Origin of the sequence: Micromonospora sp. NPDC048999 (assembly GCF_040649295.1) — a bacterium.
In the GTDB taxonomy this organism is placed as follows: domain Bacteria; phylum Actinomycetota; class Actinomycetes; order Mycobacteriales; family Micromonosporaceae; genus Micromonospora.
This window is the reverse complement of the sequence record NZ_JBEZFI010000001.1, coordinates 856,780-874,151: the sequence shown is the minus strand read 5'-3', so window position 1 is coordinate 874,151 and position 17,372 is coordinate 856,780. Positions and strand designations below refer to the sequence as shown.

Annotated in this window: 18 protein-coding genes and 1 tRNA gene; 7 read left to right on the top strand and 12 right to left on the bottom strand. The window is 71.0% G+C overall.

Annotation, left to right across the window (positions count from 1 at the left end; translation table 11 throughout):
* Positions 1-39 precede the first annotated feature (39 nt).
* A complete protein-coding gene (locus AB0C02_RS04230) occupies positions 40-1,806 on the bottom strand; it encodes a hypothetical protein (protein ID WP_357540903.1) in 1,767 nt (588 codons plus the stop codon).
* Positions 1,807-1,947: 141 nt separating this feature from the next.
* Here AB0C02_RS04230 and AB0C02_RS04225 point away from each other — a divergent pair, with 141 nt between their 5' ends.
* The gene (locus AB0C02_RS04225) at positions 1,948-2,658 is read left to right on the top strand and encodes a class I SAM-dependent methyltransferase (RefSeq protein ID WP_357540901.1); all 711 of its coding nucleotides are present in this window, start codon (positions 1,948-1,950) and stop codon (positions 2,656-2,658) included.
* Between the two features lie 125 nt (positions 2,659-2,783).
* Here the strand turns inward: AB0C02_RS04225 and AB0C02_RS04220 are convergent, their stop codons facing one another.
* The 4 genes from AB0C02_RS04220 to AB0C02_RS04205 all read right to left on the bottom strand — a co-directional run bounded on the left by AB0C02_RS04220 (position 2,784) and on the right by AB0C02_RS04205 (position 5,212).
* Positions 2,784-3,317 carry a YbhB/YbcL family Raf kinase inhibitor-like protein gene (locus tag AB0C02_RS04220; RefSeq protein ID WP_357540899.1) on the bottom strand — a complete coding sequence of 178 codons (534 nt, stop codon included), beginning with the start codon at positions 3,315-3,317 and terminating at the stop codon, positions 2,784-2,786.
* A gap of 246 nt (positions 3,318-3,563) precedes the next feature.
* Positions 3,564-4,475 (bottom strand): 2-hydroxyacid dehydrogenase, encoded by a 912-nt coding sequence (locus AB0C02_RS04215; protein WP_357540897.1) that lies wholly within the window; start codon positions 4,473-4,475, stop codon positions 3,564-3,566.
* Positions 4,476-4,505: 30 nt separating this feature from the next.
* Positions 4,506-4,982: a hypothetical protein gene (locus AB0C02_RS04210; protein WP_357540895.1), complete on the bottom strand. Its 477-nt coding sequence runs from the start codon at positions 4,980-4,982 to the stop codon at positions 4,506-4,508.
* A 143-nt stretch (positions 4,983-5,125) separates the two neighbouring features.
* Positions 5,126-5,212, bottom strand: a tRNA-Ser gene (locus AB0C02_RS04205).
* A gap of 161 nt (positions 5,213-5,373) precedes the next feature.
* On the opposite strand from AB0C02_RS04205, the gene AB0C02_RS04200 reads away from it, so the two are divergent.
* Positions 5,374-6,348, top strand: coding sequence for an NAD(P)H-quinone oxidoreductase (locus AB0C02_RS04200; RefSeq protein WP_357540893.1), 975 nt, complete (start codon positions 5,374-5,376; stop codon positions 6,346-6,348).
* A gap of 4 nt (positions 6,349-6,352) precedes the next feature.
* Here AB0C02_RS04200 and soxR read toward each other — a convergent pair whose 3' ends face one another.
* Positions 6,353-6,814: a redox-sensitive transcriptional activator SoxR gene (gene soxR / locus AB0C02_RS04195; RefSeq protein WP_357540891.1), complete on the bottom strand. Its 462-nt coding sequence runs from the start codon at positions 6,812-6,814 to the stop codon at positions 6,353-6,355.
* 63 nt (positions 6,815-6,877) lie between these two features.
* Between soxR and AB0C02_RS04190 the strand changes: the two genes are divergently transcribed.
* Complete coding sequence (locus AB0C02_RS04190) at positions 6,878-7,570, top strand: transketolase (protein WP_357540890.1); 693 nt, start codon at positions 6,878-6,880, stop codon at positions 7,568-7,570.
* A 2-nt stretch (positions 7,571-7,572) separates the two neighbouring features.
* The gene (locus tag AB0C02_RS04185) at positions 7,573-8,466 is read left to right on the top strand and encodes a transketolase (RefSeq protein WP_357540888.1); all 894 of its coding nucleotides are present in this window, start codon (positions 7,573-7,575) and stop codon (positions 8,464-8,466) included.
* Between the two features lie 77 nt (positions 8,467-8,543).
* On the opposite strand, the gene AB0C02_RS04180 is transcribed toward AB0C02_RS04185, so the two are convergent.
* Positions 8,544-9,242 carry a glycosyltransferase family 2 protein gene (locus tag AB0C02_RS04180; protein WP_357540886.1) on the bottom strand — a complete coding sequence of 233 codons (699 nt, stop codon included), beginning with the start codon at positions 9,240-9,242 and terminating at the stop codon, positions 8,544-8,546.
* Positions 9,243-9,508: 266 nt separating this feature from the next.
* Here AB0C02_RS04180 and AB0C02_RS04175 point away from each other — a divergent pair, with 266 nt between their 5' ends.
* Positions 9,509-11,107, top strand: a complete 1,599-nt coding sequence (locus AB0C02_RS04175) for a ricin-type beta-trefoil lectin domain protein (protein ID WP_357540884.1) — start codon at positions 9,509-9,511, stop codon at positions 11,105-11,107.
* Here the strand turns inward: AB0C02_RS04175 and AB0C02_RS04170 are convergent.
* Entirely contained in the window at positions 11,101-11,589 is a 489-nt protein-coding gene (locus AB0C02_RS04170) for a hypothetical protein (RefSeq protein ID WP_357540882.1), read from the bottom strand. The two genes, AB0C02_RS04175 and AB0C02_RS04170, sit on opposite strands and share 7 nt — an antisense overlap.
* A 108-nt stretch (positions 11,590-11,697) precedes the next feature.
* A complete protein-coding gene (locus AB0C02_RS04165; RefSeq protein WP_357540880.1) occupies positions 11,698-12,870 on the bottom strand; it encodes an acetyl-CoA C-acyltransferase in 1,173 nt (390 codons plus the stop codon).
* Between the two features lie 116 nt (positions 12,871-12,986).
* On the opposite strand from AB0C02_RS04165, the gene AB0C02_RS04160 reads away from it, so the two are divergent.
* Positions 12,987-13,421 carry a PH domain-containing protein gene (locus tag AB0C02_RS04160; RefSeq protein ID WP_357540878.1) on the top strand — a complete coding sequence of 145 codons (435 nt, stop codon included), beginning with the start codon at positions 12,987-12,989 and terminating at the stop codon, positions 13,419-13,421.
* 52 nt (positions 13,422-13,473) lie between these two features.
* Here the strand turns inward: AB0C02_RS04160 and AB0C02_RS04155 are convergent, their stop codons facing one another.
* Both AB0C02_RS04155 and AB0C02_RS04150 read right to left on the bottom strand, forming a co-directional pair.
* A complete protein-coding gene (locus AB0C02_RS04155) occupies positions 13,474-14,394 on the bottom strand; it encodes a rhomboid family intramembrane serine protease (protein WP_357540876.1) in 921 nt (306 codons plus the stop codon).
* A gap of 25 nt (positions 14,395-14,419) precedes the next feature.
* Positions 14,420-14,950: a peptidylprolyl isomerase gene (locus AB0C02_RS04150; RefSeq protein WP_357540874.1), complete on the bottom strand. Its 531-nt coding sequence runs from the start codon at positions 14,948-14,950 to the stop codon at positions 14,420-14,422.
* Positions 14,951-15,034: 84 nt separating this feature from the next.
* Between AB0C02_RS04150 and AB0C02_RS04145 the strand changes: the two genes are divergently transcribed.
* Positions 15,035-15,835, top strand: a complete 801-nt coding sequence (locus AB0C02_RS04145) for a hypothetical protein (protein WP_357540872.1) — start codon at positions 15,035-15,037, stop codon at positions 15,833-15,835.
* An 80-nt stretch (positions 15,836-15,915) separates the two neighbouring features.
* Here AB0C02_RS04145 and corA read toward each other — a convergent pair whose 3' ends face one another.
* Entirely contained in the window at positions 15,916-17,064 is a 1,149-nt protein-coding gene (gene corA / locus AB0C02_RS04140; RefSeq protein ID WP_357540870.1) for a magnesium/cobalt transporter CorA, read from the bottom strand.
* Positions 17,065-17,372: the final 308 nt, after the last annotated feature.

Sequence of the window (17,372 nt, the reverse complement as noted above, 5' to 3'; positions counted from 1 at the left end):
CGCCCGGGCCCGCCGCCTCCGGGACGGCCGGCCCGGCGCTCAGCCGACCAGCGGACGGACGTCCCAGAGCCACACCCCGCCGACGGACACCGGCTCGACGCCGGTCAGCTCGGTCATCCCCTGGCGCAACGCGTCGGCCTGCCGTAGCCGGGGGTCGAGGATCACCGCCCCGGCCCGCCAGTAGCGCAGGTCGTCCACCGCGGCCCCCTGATCCTGCGGGGTAATCGGCGGCACTTCGTTCGTACGCCGGATTTTGGTGAAGAGGCTGCTGGTGGGGCGGGGCGGGGCGGTGAACAGCGCCACCCGGCCGGCGCCCGGCCGGGTGTCCGGGTAGAGGAAATAGCCCCGGGCCAGCGGCATGCCCAGCCGGGTCTCGGCGGCCCAGCGCAGCGGGTCGGCGTAGTCGGTGTCCGGCAGCGGCAGGGTGACCACGCTGTGCCCGCCGGCCACGTACGGCCGCCAGGCGCCGGAGGTGACGAACGTGGGTGTCGGGTCGAGGCGTACCGAGGGCAGCGGCGTGGGCAGCAGCGGCAGCAGCGCCATGGTCAGCACGGTGGCGGTGGCGAACCGGATCTGCCGGCGGGCTGCGGGATGGCGCCGGACCAGCCTCCGGGTGTGGTCCGCGCCGAGCGCGAGCAGGATGCCGACGATCGGGGTGAGCGCCAGCGACCAGCGGGTGGGCACCACCGAGTGCAGGAGCGGCAGTTTTTCCAGCGCGGCCCACGGGCCCGGGATGCCGGTGTCCCGCCCGTCGAACCGGATCTCCCGGCCGAGCGAGAAGAGGGCGAAGACGACACCGACCGCGGCCAGACCGAGAACGACGACGTTGCGGCGCAGCCACCAGACCAGCGCGACCACCAGCACGGCGAGCGGCCAGCCGAAGAAGGCGTTCTCCTCGGTGGGGTTCTTGACGAGGTGGGCGTTGGTGCGGGCGTCGCCGGCGATCGACTCGCGGGACCACCCGACGAACGACGCCAGGTCGGTGCGGTAGCCCCGGATCAGCCGGGACAACCCCTGGTAGGCGCCGGGCCCGGCGAGCTGGACGTGAAGCGGGTACGCCAGCAGCGCCCCGGCGACGACGACGGCCACCCCGAGCCCGGCGCCGAAGGGCCGGGCCGCCCGGCGCAGTTCCGGCCGGCCGATGGCGAGGGCGAGCACCACCACGCCGAGCCCGATCGCCGCCATCAGCAGGATCTCCAGGTTGAGGAAGGCCTGCCAGACGATCACCAGGCCGAGGAGCACACCGTTACGCAGCCAGCGTCCCGGCTCGGCCAGACGCAGCGTCCGCCAAGCGATCAGGGGCACCACGAACTGGCTGACGATGTTGGGGTGCGCGTTGGCGTGCGAAACCATCGCCGGGGCGAAGGCGCAGAAGCCGGCCCCGAGCCAGGCCGGTCCCCGACTGCGGATCACCACCCGGGAGAGCAGGAAATACCAGGCCACGCCGGTGGCAATCATTCCGGCGGTGAGAAAGACCAGAAAAGCGGTACGCGGCCCGAACAGCAGGGTGACCGGCGTCATTGGCAGGGAAATGGATAATACCGAGGTATTTGCCATCAAATTGACGCCATCCGGCACATTCATTCGGTTCGAGGCGAACGGATAGGCGAAATCGGTCACCACTCGCGCACCGTGCGCCATCATCCACTGGAACTGCGCCTGATCGGACCGGTTGTCCCGTACACCATGGTCGGGGTGCAGCCAGAACCGAGCGGTCACCCAGAGCGCGAGCAGCACGAAACTGAGCACGGCGGCGGCGTCGACCCACCTCCCGCGTCCCGGTCGTCCCGAATTAGCGGTAGTCATGACAATTCAGAGCGTAGTCAGAGAATAGGGGGACCGTGAACAATTCGGTCATCCCCGGTGCCCCGATTCCCGCACCATCCATCCGGATGGTTGACTCTGTCGGTCCAGGCGGGGGTCGGTCGTATCGTGAGGAATCGACGAATGGCAGATATCACTGGGGATCAGCGCATCCAGTCGGAGGTGCTCGAAGGCCTTGCGACCGCGGTCAACCACCGCACGTGGTTCGTCGAGCTGGCCGTGCCCTACCTCGGTGACAACCCGATCGAGATCGGCAGCGGCCTGGGGGACTACGCGCTGGCGTGGTCGGAGCATCTCCCCCGGATCACCGCCACCGAGGCGGACCCGGACCGGCTGGTCCGGCTCAAGGAGCGGCTGGCTGATCACCCCACCATCGAGGTCCGGCAGATGCTGCTGCCGCACTCCGAGCGCGGCGACTACAGCGCGGCCGTGTCGTACAACGTGCTGGAGCACATCGAGGACCACGTGGCCGCGCTGCGCAGTCTGCGCGACCTGGTCCGGCCCGGCGGGGCGGTGATCATCATCGTGCCGGCGTTCCAGTTCGCGATGAGCCCGGCGGACATCGCCACCGGCCACGTCCGGCGCTACACGAAGAAGAGCCTCGCCGCCGCGATGACCGAGGCCGGCCTCACCGTGGAAAAGATCCACTACGCCAACGCGCTCGGCCTGATCGGCTACTTCATGGCCACCAAGGTCTTCCGGCTGATGCCGAAGGAGGGCCCGATGGTCAAGATCTACGACAGCCTGGTCCTCCCCGTCACCAAGGCGGCCGAGCAGCGGCTGCGCCCCCCGTTCGGCCAGTCCGTCTTCGCCGTCGCCCGCGTCCCCGGCTGACCGGGGTCGGACCGAGGAACGTTTCGGGCAAGATCGCGCAATTTCCAGGATGTAGTGGCCTCCCCGCGACGGAGAGGCCACTACATCCACGTTCGTGCGCGATCATGGCACGGGTCGGGCTGCGGTCATTCCTTGATCTGGTAGGTGGGACGCAGAACCGCGCGGGCCAGGGTGTGAAACGCCAGGTTGAAGCCGACGTAGGCCGGGCTGGCGTCGGGGCCGACGTCGAGGCGATCCACGTCCAGCGCGTGCACCGCGAAAAGATAGCGGTGCGGGCGGTCGCCGGGCGGCGGAGCGGCCCCGCCGTAGCCGGTGTCGCCGTAGTCATTGCGAATGCTGAAGGCGCTGCCGAGGTCGCTCTCCCGCACCCCGGCGGGCAGGTCGGTCACGAGGGCGGGCACGTTCACCAGTACCCAGTGCCAGAAGCCGCTGCCGGTCGGGGCATCCGGGTCGAAGCAGGTCACCACGAAGCCCCTGGTCTCGTCCGGGAAACCGGACCAGGACAACTGCGGGGAGACGTTGCCGCCGCCGACGCTGCCGTGCGCGTACCGCGGGTCCATCGGCTCGCCGTCGAGCACGTCGTCACTGATCAGCGTGAACGACGGCACCGTCGGCAGCAGGTCGTACGGGTCCGGGGCGATCGGTCGTTCCAGGGTCATCGAGAGGGTCCTTCCGGGTACGCGAATTCCTGCGCCCCTTCATACCCCTTCGATGAGCACGATCGCACCGAAAGTGCGCCGTGTCCGGAACCGCTGGTTTAGATCGGCGACAACACTTGTAGTCATGGGTGCTGAACGAGTTGCTGAGGACGGGGACGCAGCCCATGCACCGGATGATCGTTCCGGGCGGGATCGGCCACGGCTTGGGGGTCGGGTGCGGGTGCGGTGCTCAGAGTTCGCCGCGTCTTACGGCTCGATAACGACGTTCGCGAGCGGCTCGCCCGCCGCGTACCGCCGGACCTGGTCGACCAGCAGCCGGCGGGCCCGGGGAGCCAGCGCGGCGGTCAGGCCGCCGACGTGCGGGCTGATCAGAACGTTCGGCGCGAACCACAGCGGATGGTCGGCGGGCAGCGGCTCAGGTTCGGTGACGTCCAGGGCAGCGTGCAGCCGGCCCGCGTTGAGCTCGGCGAGCAGCGCCTCGGTGTCCACCACCCGCCCCCGGGCCACGTTCACCAGCAGGGCGCCGTCGGCCATCCCGGCGAGGAAGTCCTTGTCCACCAGGCCCTCGGTCTCGGGGGTCAGCGGGGTGGAAAGGATAACAACATCCGCTTGTGGCAACATCTCCGGAATTTCGGAAACTGGCCGTACGCCGGGGCGGGCGCTCCGGGCCACCCGGCTGATTTCCACCTCGAACCCAGCGAGCCGGCGCTCGATCGCGGCGCCGATCGAGCCGTACCCGACGATCAGAACCCGGGCGTCAGCCAGCCCGGTCGACCAGCCCAGGGCCCAGCGGCCCTCGCCCCCAGCCCGGACGAAGTCCGGCAGCCGGCGCCGGGCGGCAAGGGTGAGCGCCACGGCCAGCTCGGCGGTGGCCGCGTCGTGCACGCCCCGACCGTTGGCCAGGGTCAGGCCGGGCCGCAGGTACGGCAGGACGTGGTCGTAGCCGGCGGTCACGGTCTGCACCACTCTGAGCCGGGGCATCCGGGCGATCGGCTCGCAGAAGCGCGGATCAATAACCCCGTACGGAACCGCGTAAAACTCGACTTCGTCCAGATTCTCGGGCACGGGTTGGATGCCGTCGTACAGCGCGACGTCCAGATCGCCAAGCTCGGCCACTGCGTCGGGGTGAGAGATCAAGTAGCGCACGACGACGATCATGCTAGATCGTCGCTTCATCTCACATTCTGGTCACGGGAGCGTCGGCGCCCACCGGAACGGTGGGCCGGTACTCGCGGGGGTCGGCAGCCCGGTGGCGGCCGGGCAGGCAGGCAGTGTTTCGATCCGCGCGGTGGCGCTCGGCCGACCCAGGTCCAGGAAGGTGATCTGGTCACACCGGAAAGCGGACGGGCCGTACACCAACTCGTAGACGACCACGGTAAGCGCCGGCACTCGGCGGATCTCCCGCACTTTTACGCGGAAGGTCTGCCCAAGGGCGACGAGGTGCTCGTCGCTCGGCGCGGCCTCCCCGTTGGCGATGACTGTGTCGGCATAGAGCCGGATCCGCCGATCCAACTCCGCCGCCTCCGCCGCCTCGCGGGCCTCGGTCGTCTTCCGGAACTGCCGCCACATCATCTCCCATGAGATGAGCGCCCCCGCGCCACAGACCAGCAGCAGCACCACCAGCACCGCCGGCCACACAGACACCCGCTCGGCTTGTCGTCCCACCGCCACCTCCCCGATCGTGTGGGCCACGACCGGTGAGACAGTACGACCCGAGCGGGACGACGTGAGCCCCGCTCGCCATCCATAGACACGCCCCCTGATTGGCGTTTGCGCTGGTCAGGGGGCGTTGTTGCTGTTCAGAGGGGCGGAGGGTGTGGGATTCGAACCCACGAAGACATCGCTGCCTTACCGGTTTTCAAGACCAGCGCCATCGGCCACTAGGCGAACCCTCCCGGACACGTCCCCCGAAGGGGTACGCGGCCGTGCCTAGTCTGCCACGGACCGCACGGCGCGTGAGCCTCCGTCCCATTCCTCCACTGTGGCGCGTACGCCGGAACCGGTGGCGAACGCGATCATGACCCGCGTGGGCGGGCGGATCGGGTAAGACTGGGCCATGCACGCGATCACGATTGTGAAACCCGGCGGACCCGAGGCCCTCGTCTGGTCAGAGGTGCCCGACCCGGAGCCCGGCCCCGGCGAGGTGATCGTCGAGGTGTCGGCCAGCGCGGTCAACCGGGCCGACCTGCTGCAACGGCAGGGGCACTACCCGCCGCCGGCGGGCGCTCCGGCGTACCCGGGGTTGGAGTGTTCCGGGGTGATCGCCGCGCTCGGCCCCGACGTGACCGGCTGGCAGGTCGGCGACGAGGTCTGCGCGCTGCTGGCCGGCGGCGGGTACGCCGAGCGGGTGGCCGTGCCGGCCGGGCAGTTGCTGCCGGTGCCGCGCGGCGTCGACCTGGTCGACGCGGCCGCGCTGCCCGAGGTGGCCTGCACGGTCTGGTCGAACGTGGTCAAGGTCGCCGGGCTGGCCGGGGGCGAGACGTTGCTGGTGCACGGCGGGGGCAGCGGGATCGGCACCTTCGCCATCCAGCTCGGCGTGGCGCTCGGCGCGACGGTGGTGGTGACGGCCCGGGCTGCGAAGCACGAGCGGCTGCGCGAGCTGGGTGCCGCACACACGATCGACTACCAGGAGCAGGACTTCGTCGAGGAGGTACGCCGGGTCACCGACGGCCGGGGCGCGGACGTGATCCTGGACATCATGGGTGCTGCCTACCTGCCGCGGAACGTGGCGGCGCTGGCCACCGGCGGCCGGCTGCTGGTGATCGGCATGCAGGGTGGCCGCAAGGGGGAGCTGGACCTGGGCATGCTGCTGGCGAAGCGGGGCTCGGTCCACGCGACGGCGCTGCGGTCCCGCCCGCTGGATGAGAAGGCGGAGATCGTCCGGGGCGTACGGGAGCAGGTGTGGCCGTTGGTCGAGTCCGGGGTGGTCCGGCCGGTCGTGCACGCCCGGGCGAAGCTGGCCGACGCGGCCGACGCACACCGGCTGTTGGAGACGAGCGACCACCTGGGCAAGGTGCTGCTGGTCCGGTGACCGGTCAGACCGACGCCGCCTCGGCGTCGGGGCGGGGCAGGATGAGCCGGGCGCCGGGGCCCTCGGCGGAGAGGGAGTCTCCGGGGTTGTAGAGGGTGCAGCGCTGCAACGACAGGCAGCCGCAGCCGATGCAGCCGTCCAGGTCGTCGCGGAGCTTGCCGAGCAGCCGGATCTTCTCGTCCAGCCGGTCCCGCCAGGCGCGGGAGAGCGCCGCCCAGTCGTCCGGGGTGGGGGTACGCGAGGACGGCAGGGAGTCGAGCGCCTCCCGGATCTCGTCGAGGGAGACGCCGACCTGCTGGGAGATCCGGACGAACGCCACCCGGCGCAGCTCCGTACGGGCGTACCGGCGCTGGTTGCCGCCGGTACGCTCGGCCCGGATCAGCCCGAGCCGCTCGTAGTAGCGCAGCGCGGAGGGAGCCACCCCGCTGCGCGCGGCGAGCTGTCCGATGGTCAGTGCTTCGTGCATCACAGAGCTTCCTGCATCACATGGGCTTGAGTTGAAGTGCGCTTCAACTCCGAGGCTATCCGTATGACGACGACGACCGCCACCGACCCGGCCGTGCTGGGCGCGCTGCTGGACCGGATACGCGCCGGGCGCGAGTTCGGCGCAAACGTGTACTCGACGCTGGACGTGCTCCAGGTGCTCTACGACCGGGTGCTCCGGGTCACCCCGCAGACCGTGGACGATCCGAACCGGGACCGCTTCCTGCTCTCCAAGGGGCACGCGGTCGCCGGCTACTACGCGCTGCTCGCCGCGAAGGGATTCGTACCCCTGGAGTGGCTGGACGACCAGGGCGGTCCGGCCAGCCGCCTCGGCGACCACCCGGACCGGCTGCTGGTGCCCGGGGTGGAGATCGGCTCCGGGTCGCTCGGCCACGGGCTCGGCCTGGGCGTGGGCACCGCGCTCGGGCTGCGGGCCCAGGGCCGGTTCGACCCCCGGGTGTACGTGCTGCTCGGCGACGCCGAGCTGGACGAGGGCTCCAACCACGAGGCGATCGCGTACGCCGGGGCGACCGGGCTGGCCAACCTGACCGCGATCGTGCTGGACAACAGGTCCGCGAGCCACGGATGGCCGGGCGGCGCCGCCAGCCGGTTCAGCGTCAACGGGTGGACCGCCGCGACCGTGGACGGTCGGGACCACGCCGCCCTGCACACCGCCCTCACCGGGCACGACAACCACCGGCCGCACGTCGTTGTCGCGGTCGTCACCGACAAGGAGTGACCATGCGGGACGCCTTCGTGACCACGGCCAGCGAACTGCTGGACGACCCGCGGACCACCATCGTGCTGGCCGACATCTCCGCTGCGGCGTTCGCCCCGGCCGCCGAGCGTCACCCGGACCGGGTCATCAACGTCGGCATCCGGGAGCAGCTCATGGTGGGGGTGGCGGGCGGGCTGGCGCTGACCGGGCAGCGCCCGATCGTGCACAGCTATGCGCCGTTCCTCGTCGAGCGGGCGTACGAGCAGATCAAGCTGGACCTCGACCACCAGGGGGTCGGGGCGGTGCTGGTCGGCATCGGCGCCTCGTACGACCGGGCGGCGGCGGGCCGTACCCACCTGGGTCCGGCGGACGTCGCCCTGATCGACACGCTGAACGACTGGACGGTGCACGTGCCGGGCCACCGGGACGAGGTGCCCGGGCTGCTGCGGAACGTGGTGTGCGGGCAGGATTCGGCGTACGTCAGGCTGTCGGTGCAGAGCAACGAACGGGCGTACCCCGACGCGGGTGACCTGCGGGTGCTCCGGGACGCCGGGCCGGGCGCGCCGCTGCTGGTGGCGGTCGGGCCGCTGCTGGATCACGCGCTCGCGGCGGTCGCCGACCTGCCGGTCACCGTGGCGTACACCCATCGGCCGCGACCGTTCGACACGGCCGGGCTGCGCGCCCTCGCGGGCACCGAGGTGATCCTGGTCGAGCCGTACCTGGCGGGCACCTCGGCCCGGGTGGTCGGCGCGGCGCTGGCCGACCGGCCGCACCGGCTGCTCACCCTCGGCGTGGGCCGGTCGGAGCTGCGCCGCTACGGCACGGCCGAGGACCACGACCGTTGGCACGGCCTGGACGCGGCCGGCCTGCGCCGCTCGATCGACCCGTTCCTCGCCCCGGCCCTGGCCACCGCCTGAGCCACTGCCGGGCACAGAAGTGGCGGCATCCCTGCTGGGGGATGCCGCCACAGTCGTGATCGGAGGTCGGTTCGGCGTCAGCTCACGCGCGTACGCCGCCGTACCCGCTCGCGGGCGAGGATCCAGACGGCCTCGACACCGTCCTTCCAGGTGATCTTCTTGCCCTCTTCGCGCCCCCGGGCGCGGTAGCTGATCGGCACCTCGTAGGGGCGGATGCGCTGGCGGAGCAGCTTGCCGGTGACCTCGGCCTCCATGCCGAAGCCACGGGACCGGACCTGGAGCGAGCGGTAGAGCCCCAGCGGCATGAGCTTGAAGCAGGTCTCCAGGTCGCCGATGTAGGAGTTGAACAGCACGTTGGCCGCCATCGTGACGCCCTTGTTGCCCATCACGTACCAGAAGCTGTAGGCGCTGTGGCTGCCGAAGGTGCGGTTGCCGTAGACCACCGTCGCCCGCCCGTCGAGCACCGGCTCGAGCAGCCGCGGAATGTCCTGCGGGTCGTACTCGAGGTCGGCGTCGAGGACGACCATGTACTCGCCCTCGGCGTTGTCCACGGCGGTCTGGATCGCCGCGCCCTTGCCCGCGTTGCGCTGATGGCTGATCACTCGCAGTCGCGCGTCGTCCATCCGGCCGAGGACCTCTGCGGTGCCGTCCCGGCTGCCGTCGTCCACGACGACGAACTCAACTTCGCACGGGTAGTCCACCGCCAGTGCCTGCTTGAGGGCGTCCGCGATGCGTTCTTCCTCGTTGTAGACCGGCATGAGGATCGAGAGCTTCACGGAATCTCCACGGTGGCTACGGTCAGTCAACCGTAGCGTAACGCGGCTTGTTCACCCAGGTCAGAAGGACATGCCCCAAAGGCATGACGGGATTCCTCCCCCCGTCGCCCGGCTTTTTGTCGCGCCCGGCGCGTCCGATGTGTCGGAAGAGTTCCCTTCCGCAGTCGGTCGCAAGGTTTCCGAGACACATTCACATGCACCCTCCGCGACGTTACCTTCTGGTAACTAAATCGACCTCTGACGATTTACCCGAAAGGAGTGCGTCGATGCTTGACACCCCCACCAGACGCGGACGGGCGACCCGGCGGCGGGCCCTGGCCGTCGTGTCCGCCGCCGCCCTCGTCCTACCGATGCTCGGCGGGCCGGCCGCCCCCGCGGCCGCCGCCGACCGGCCGGCCGTCCAGCCACTGCCCGCCACCCTCGAAGCCGTCCGCGCCGCCGAGGCCACCGCCCTCTACGGCTCCCCCGACATCCGGCCACTGGAACAGCGACGGACCGCCCTGGTCACGATGGGCGACAGCGAGATCTCCGGCGAGGGGGTCGGCAACTACGTGCCCGGCACCCACCAGAACGGCAACTGGTGCGACCGCTCGTACGACCAGGCGGTCTTCCGTACCGGAATCGCGGCCGACGAGAAATACAACCTGGCCTGCTCGGGCGCTACCCCGTGGAACCTGATCGCCGGTGGCCCGACCCAGGACAACGAGCTCAACCAGGGCGACTACCTGGCGATCAAGGCACGCAACACGCACGTCAAGCTGATCTGGGTGGTCGTCGGTGCCAACGGCGATGGCACCATCCAGTTCGGACCGGTTGCCACCGACTGCGCGATCCATCGGGTCTTCTTCCAGGGAGCGTGCTGGCCGACGTACACCGACCAGTGGACGATCCGCACCGACGGCAGCCGGGCCGCGGTCGAGGACGCGCTCAACTCGATCCGGCAGACCATGACCGCCGCTGGCTACCTGCGCTCCGACTATGAGCTGGTGCTGATGTCGTACCCGAGCCCGGGCAGCCCGGACGTGGAGGACAACCCGGACTTCCCCGGCTGGTACTCCGGCGGCTGCCTGCTCTACCTGGCCGACGCGGCGTTCGCCCGGAACAAGGCCGTGCCGCTCTTCGAGTCCGCGCTGCGGGCGGCGGCCACCAACACCGGCACCCGCTACCTGGACGCGAGCCGGCTCTTCCACGGCCACGAGGTGTGCACCGACAACACCTCGGTCCGCGGCCTCTACATCGAGATCGGGATCTGGGACGAGAACGCCGCCCGGCAGTCGTTCCACCCCAACTATCGCGGCCACGGCATGTTCGCCCAGTGCATCACGCAGTTCTGGAACTCGGGCCAGGCGCAGGCCACCTGCGTCGACCCGGCCAGCACCGGGCAGGGCGTGCTCGTCAACGGTCTGCTGGAGTTCAAGCAGCTGCGCAACCTCGCCACCGGCACCTGTGTGGACGGCAAGGGGTACGACTCACGCAACAACACGGTCCAGCAGTCGTACGGCTGCCACGGCGGACGGAACCAGGGCTTCTGGTACGACCCGACGCGGCAGTCGCTGCACTCCGAGCTCTCCCACGACCGCTGCCTGGACGTGACGGGCGGCTCGCTGACCGCCAACACGACGGTCAACATCTACGACTGCCACGGCGGGCCCAACCAGAGGTTCGTCTTCGCCGGCAACCAGCTCAGGCCGGCCGGGGCGACCAACCTCTGCGTCGGCTTCGACAGTCCGCTGCTGGGCACCCCGCGGCTGCGGCTGGCCACCTGCTCCACCAGCACCCGCCAGCAGTGGTCCTTCGAGTCCCGCTCGTACGCCAACCCGGTCGGCTACGGCCACGGCGACTTCATCGGCTCCCGGGTCTACTGAGCCGAGCTGCTAGCAGGGGCCCCCTGTACAACGCCAGGCGTCAACCGGGGGCCCCTGCTCTCATGCGGGGTTCGGAAGGCGTGGTTGAGGAGGGTGTCCACCTGCCACACCTGCTTCGGGTGGTGGGTACGGATGAGGAACCGCTCGCGGACCCCGTCGATCGCGGTGGCCGCCAGCTCGACGCTCTGCGACCGGGGGTCAAGGCTCCAGGTGACGTTGCACAGCTCGCGCAGTTCGGCGTTGAGGTGCAGGCGCAGCCGGTGCAGCACCCGGCTCTGTCGGGTGATCACCAGCCGGCGGTGGGTGAGGAGCAGCAGATAGTCGCCGCCGATCTGGTCCGGGCGGCTGCAGCGGGTGACCAGGATCGGTGCGTCGCCGGAGCCGACGCACCGGCGGAAGATCGGCATGTGTCGACTGACGGTCTGGGTCGCCAGGCCGGTCTCGGCGGCGGCCGGAAGGAACGTTCGTGAGAACACATCCATGCAAGATGCAACGAGCAAGTGAACGAGAGTGACGTGGCTCACTCTCGATTTTTGGAACTTCCACCCCGCAGAGTCGCACCCGCAGTCCGATCCCGGGCAACGAGGCGGTCAGAGGAGTTCGACGATGGTGGCGTTGGCCATGCCGCCGCCCTCGCACATGGTCTGCAGGCCGTATCGGATCCCGTTGTCCCGCATGTGCTGGAGCATGGTGGTCATGATCCGGGCGCCGGACCCGCCGAGCGGGTGGCCCAGGGCGATCGCCCCGCCGCGCGGGTTGAGCCGCTCCGGATCCGCCTCGGTCTCCGCGAGCCAGGCCAGCGGCACCGGGGCGAACGCCTCGTTCACCTCGTACACGCCGATCTCCTCGATGCCCAGCCCCGCGCGGCGCAGCGCCTTCGCCGTGGCCGGGATGGGTGCGGTGAGCATGGTGACCGGGTCGTCCGCGGCGACCACGGCGGTGTGCACCCGGGCCAGCGGGCGCAACCCGTGCCGGCTGGCCCACTCGCTGGTGGTGACCGCCAGCGCCGCGGCCCCGTCGGAGATCTGGGACGCGGACCCGGCGGTGACCACACCGTCGGTCTTGAACGGGGTCGCCAGCTCGCCGAGTTTGGCCAGCGTGGTGTCCCGCCGGATGCCCTCGTCGGCGGCGAACTTGCCGCCGTCGGCCAGCGGCACCGGGGCCAGCTCGGGGTCGAACGCGCCGGCGTCCTGCGCGGCGGCGGCCTTCTCGTGGCTGGCCAGCGCGTACTCGTCGAGTTGGGCCCGGGAGAAGCGCCACCGCTGAGCGATCAGCTCGGCGCCGACGCCCTGGTTGAACGGGAGCGGGCTGTCCTCGGCGACGCCCTCGACGCCCCGGTAGCGCGCCAGGATCGCCGGGCTGAACGGCATCCCGCCGGCCACGCTGGAGCCCATCGGCACCCGGGTCATCGACTCCACACCACCAGCGACCACCAGGTCGGCCTGGCCGGCGAGGACGGTGGCGGCGGCGAAGTGCAAGGCCTGCTGGCTCGACCCGCACTGCCGGTCGAGGGTGGTGCCGGGCACCGACTCGGGCCAGCCGGCGGCGAGGACAGCGTTGCGCGCGATGTTCCAGGACTGCTCGCCGACCTGGGAGACGCAGCCCCAGACCACGTCGTCGACCTGGGCGGGGTCGATCCCGGTCCGCTCGGCGAGGGCACGCAGCACGTGCGCCGAGAGATCGACCGGATGCACGCCGGCCAGGCTGCCCTTGCGCCGCCCGACCGGGGTCCGTACCGCACCGACGATGACCGCGTCACTCATGACTACTCCCCGGTAACTTGGGCCTGCTCCGATCCTACGTGCTGCCCCGGCACCCCGTCTTCCCCCGTCCCCCGGCCGTCCGGCCGCCGGCTCGACCCGGCTGGCATGCTGAGGCGGTGAATCCACAGTCGCTCCCGGCCCGGCAGTGGCGGGTGCCGGCCGTCCTCCCCGTGGCCAAGCTGGTCGGGGCAGTCGTCCTGGTCGCCCTGGGCCTGCTCTTCGCCGACGGCGATCGGGTCCAGCTCGCGCTCGCCGGGCTGGCCGCCGCCGGGCTCGCCGGCTGGGCCCTGCGCGACCTGGTCGCGCCGGTACGGCTGACGGTGGACGCCGAGGGGATCACGGTGCGCGAGGGCTTCGTCGGCAGGCGGCGGCTGCCCTGGTCGGCCGTGGAGGCGATCCAACTGGAACGGCGTACCCGGCGGGGGCTCACCGCCGAGACGCTGGAGATCGACGCGGGCGAGTCGCTGCACCTGTTCGGCCGGTACGACCTGGACGCGCCGCTGGACGAGGTCGCCGAGGCGCTGCGCGAGGCCCACCCCGTCGCCGACTGACCCGCCGCCGCGACCCGCCTGCGGCACCGACCGAACGTCGGCGCCCAGCGGCTCAGCCCGTCAGCATCGCGGTGCGGACCAGGACCAGCCCGAGCAGCGCCACCAGCAGGATCGCTCCGCCCGCCGCCTGGAACAGGTTGCGCCGCAGCCGCGGGGCGTACGCCAGGACCAGCGCGATCAGCGCGCCGGTGACCAGGCCGCCCAGGTGGCCGGCGACGGAGATGTTCGGCACGGTGAAGGTGAAGATCAGGTTGATCACCAGGATCGGCACGATGGCCGAGGTGTCCCGGCCCAGCCGGCGCATGATCACGAAGATCGCGGCGAAGAGACCGAAGATGGCGGTCGACGCGCCGGCCGAGGGCTGGTTGGGCGCGCTGAACAGATAGACGGCGACGTTGCCCCCCAGCCCGGCGATCAGATAGAGCGCCAGGAAACGCAGCGGGCCGAGCACCGCTTCGAGGGCCCGGCCGAGCACCCAGAGCCCCCACATGTTGAGCAGCAGGTGCACCACGCCGTAGTGCAGGAACATCGCGGTGACCAGGCGGTACCACTGCCCGTCGGCGACCCCACCGATGGTGCCGTCGGCGAAACGGGCCAGGCCGATCACGGACCCCCAGTCGGTCAGCGGCGTGGAGCCCTTGAACAGCACCGCGCCCGCGTTCGGGGCCGAGGCGAGGGAGAGGAGCATGACCAGCACGTTCAGCGCGATCAGGGTCTTTGTGACGTAGCCCTCGCGGCCGGCGACACCGCCGCCGAAGGCGGTGCGCGCCGGCCGCACGCTGCGGCGACCCTCGTTGACGCACTCCGGGCACTGGTGCCCGACCGAGGCCTCCCGCATGCACTGCGGACAGATCGGCCGGTCACAACGGGTGCACCGGATGTACGTCTCCCGGTCGGGGTGGCGGTAGCAGACCGGGGTGGTCGGCACCGGCCCACCGGTGGCGTCATTGGCCTGCCCGGAGCGCTCAGTCATGCGAGCAAAGGTACCCGCACGGCGCTCAGGCCGACTTGCGCTCGATCTCGACGCGCTCGATGACCACGTCCTGCATCGGCCGGTCGCTCGGGCCGGTCGGGGTGTTCGCGATCGAGTCGACCACCTTCGCGGACTGCTCGTCGGCCACCTGCCCGAAGATGGTGTGCCGGTTGTTCAGGTGCGGGGTCGGCCCGACCGTGATGAAGAACTGCGACCCGTTCGTGCCGGGCCCGGCGTTCGCCATGGCCAGCAGGTACGGCCGGTCGAAGCGCAGGTCCGGGTGGAACTCGTCGGCGAACTTGTAGCCCGGTCCGCCGCGACCGGTGCCGGTCGGGTCGCCCATCTGGATCATGAAGCCGCTGATCACACGGTGCGAGATGGTGCCGTCGTAGTACGGTCCGCTGCCCGGCTGGCCGGTACGCGGGTCGGTGTATTCCCGGGTGCCCTCCGCCAGGTCGACGAAGTTGCGGACGGTCTTGGGCGCGTGGTTCGGGAAGAGCTCCAGCCGGATCGGGCCGGCGTTGGTGTGCAAGGTGGCGTAGACAGCCTCGGCCACGGGTACTCCTCACTTGTCGGTCAGTTCCATGCGGATCCTCCCATGTGCCCGATCTGGCCATGCGAAGGCATCCGAAGGTGGAGGATGACGAAGGAACAACTCCCAGGAGGTGGGACCGTGTTTGGAATCGGGCGGCGTAGAACGCAAGGGCAGCTCGCACGGGCGGAGCTGAACCAGGGCATCGGTCACCTGCGGCAGGCCGCGACGCACGCGGCGAAGGGTGTCGGTCCGCGGGTCCAGGCAGCCCGGGGCGCCGTCGGGCCCACCGCGATCATGGTCCGGGACCGGGCGTCGAGCGGCCTCGCCTCGACGGTCGCGGCGCTCGCGCCGCTGGTCCTGGCCGTGCGCGAGGCCCAGGCCGAGGCCACGGGCAACACGGCGGCCAGCCGGAAGGCCGCCGCGAAGCGGGCTGCGGTGAGCCGCAAGGTGAAGGCCAAGAACGCCAAGGTCGCCAGGAAGAAGCAGAAGAACAGGTCGGCGGGGAGGATGTTCGGGCTGCTGGCCGCCGGCACCGTCGCCGGGCTGGCCGGCGCGATGGCCATGCGCCGCCGCCGGGAGCACCAGGAGTGGGCCGAGTACGACCCGACCGGCGGGCTGGAGCCGATGCGCGAGGACGTCGACACCATCGTCGTGGAGACGCCCGACCCGAGCGCGAAGGTGACCCAGGCTCCGGGCGCGGACAGCTCCAGGGGCGGCAGTTCAGCGACGGCCGGGAGCGGCAGCGCCGCCACCGCCACGTCCAGCAGCCAGCCGGTGATCCAGCCGACCGACCAGGTGCCCTCGGTCGCCGAGGGGGCCCGGGACGCCTCCGGCCGACCGGCCGTCGACGTCAACAAGGCGCTGAACAACGGGAAGAACACCGCCAAGGCCAGCGGTCGCCGCTGATCCACCGGGACGGAACGCGCCGGCATGCGGGTACGCCCCGCGGCCGGCGCTCCCGTCTACGGGTACGAATCCCGGTGCGGCTACATCCAACCGTTGCGGCGGAACCAGCGGTAGAGGACCAGCGAGATGGCGAGCATGACCGTCAGCACGACCGGATAGCCGTAGGTCGTGTCTATCTCGGGCATGTACTTGAAGTTCATGCCGTAGATGCCCGCGATCGCGGTCCACACCGCGCCGATCGCGGCCCACGCGGCGATCTTGCGCATGTCGTCGTTCTGGTCGACGGTGACCTGGGCCAGCCGCGCCTGCAGGATCGAGTTGAGCAGGTCGTCGTACGAGCTGACCTGCTCGACCGTCCGGCTCAGGTGGTCCTGCACGTCGCGGAAGTAGCGCCGGACCTCCTCCGGCACCTCCCGGTTGGCCTGCGAGGTGAGCGTCAGCAACGGCCGCTGCAGTGGCGTCACCGCCCGCTTGAACTCGACCAGCTCCCGCTTCATCTGATAGATCCGCTGGATCCGCCCGCTGCCCTGCCGATCGAAGACGTCGGCCTCCAGCACGTCGAGGTCGTCCTCCAGCTGGTCGGCGACCTCCAGGTAGAGGTCCACCACCCGGTCGGTGATCGCGTACGCGACCGCCCACGGGCCGTGCCCCAGCAGCTCCCGCTTCGTCTCCAGGCCCGCCCGGACCGGCGAGAGCCGGGAGGCGTCCCCGTGCCGGACGCTGATCAGGAAGTTCGGCCCGATGAAGAGCATCACCTGGCCGGTCTCCACCACCTCGGAGTACTCGGTCAGCTCGGTGTGCTCGCAGTAGCGGGCGGTACGCAGCACCAGGAACGCCACCTCGCCGAAGCGCTCCAGCTTGGGGCGCTGCTCGGCCTTGACCGCATCCTCCACGGCCAGCTCGTGCAGGCCGAAGGTCTCGGCGATCTCGGTCATCTCGTCCAGCCCCGGCTCGTGCAGACCGAGCCAGACGAAGGCGTTGCCCTGCTCGCCGGCCGACGCCAGGGCGTCGGCGTAGTGCCACTCGCCGGGCTGGCGTGCGCCGTCGACGTAGAGGCCGCAGTCGACGACCCCGCTACGGCCGGCGCCGGTCGACTCGGGCGTACGCGGGGAGCCGTCGGCGTTGAGGATGCGGGACATGGCGCGTACCGGTGCCGCCCAGGCCCGCGGCCTGAGCGCGCGGCCGCCGTTCTGCCCGGCGGTGCGATCGCGTGCCGCCCGGTCCGTCATCTCGCCCCCCCTCGACATGGTGCTGCGGCTTGCAGGTTACGCCGATCGGGGCGACGCGCAGCACGGGCAAGCGGCCGCGACGGACGTCACACGGACGGGCGGTGGGTGGGTGGCGCCGGGCGGGCCGGCCGCGTCAGGGGGGTGAGGGGCGACACGGCCCACCCGGCACCCATTGGGGGCGGGAGTTGTGCTGCGCGCGCCAGCGGCCCCGGCGGGGGCTTCCCGGACGGCGGACCCGCCTCGGTGGGAGATGAACGGCGCTCGCAGCATTGTGGGCCGCCGGCCGGCCCAGCGGGAGTGCTGAACCG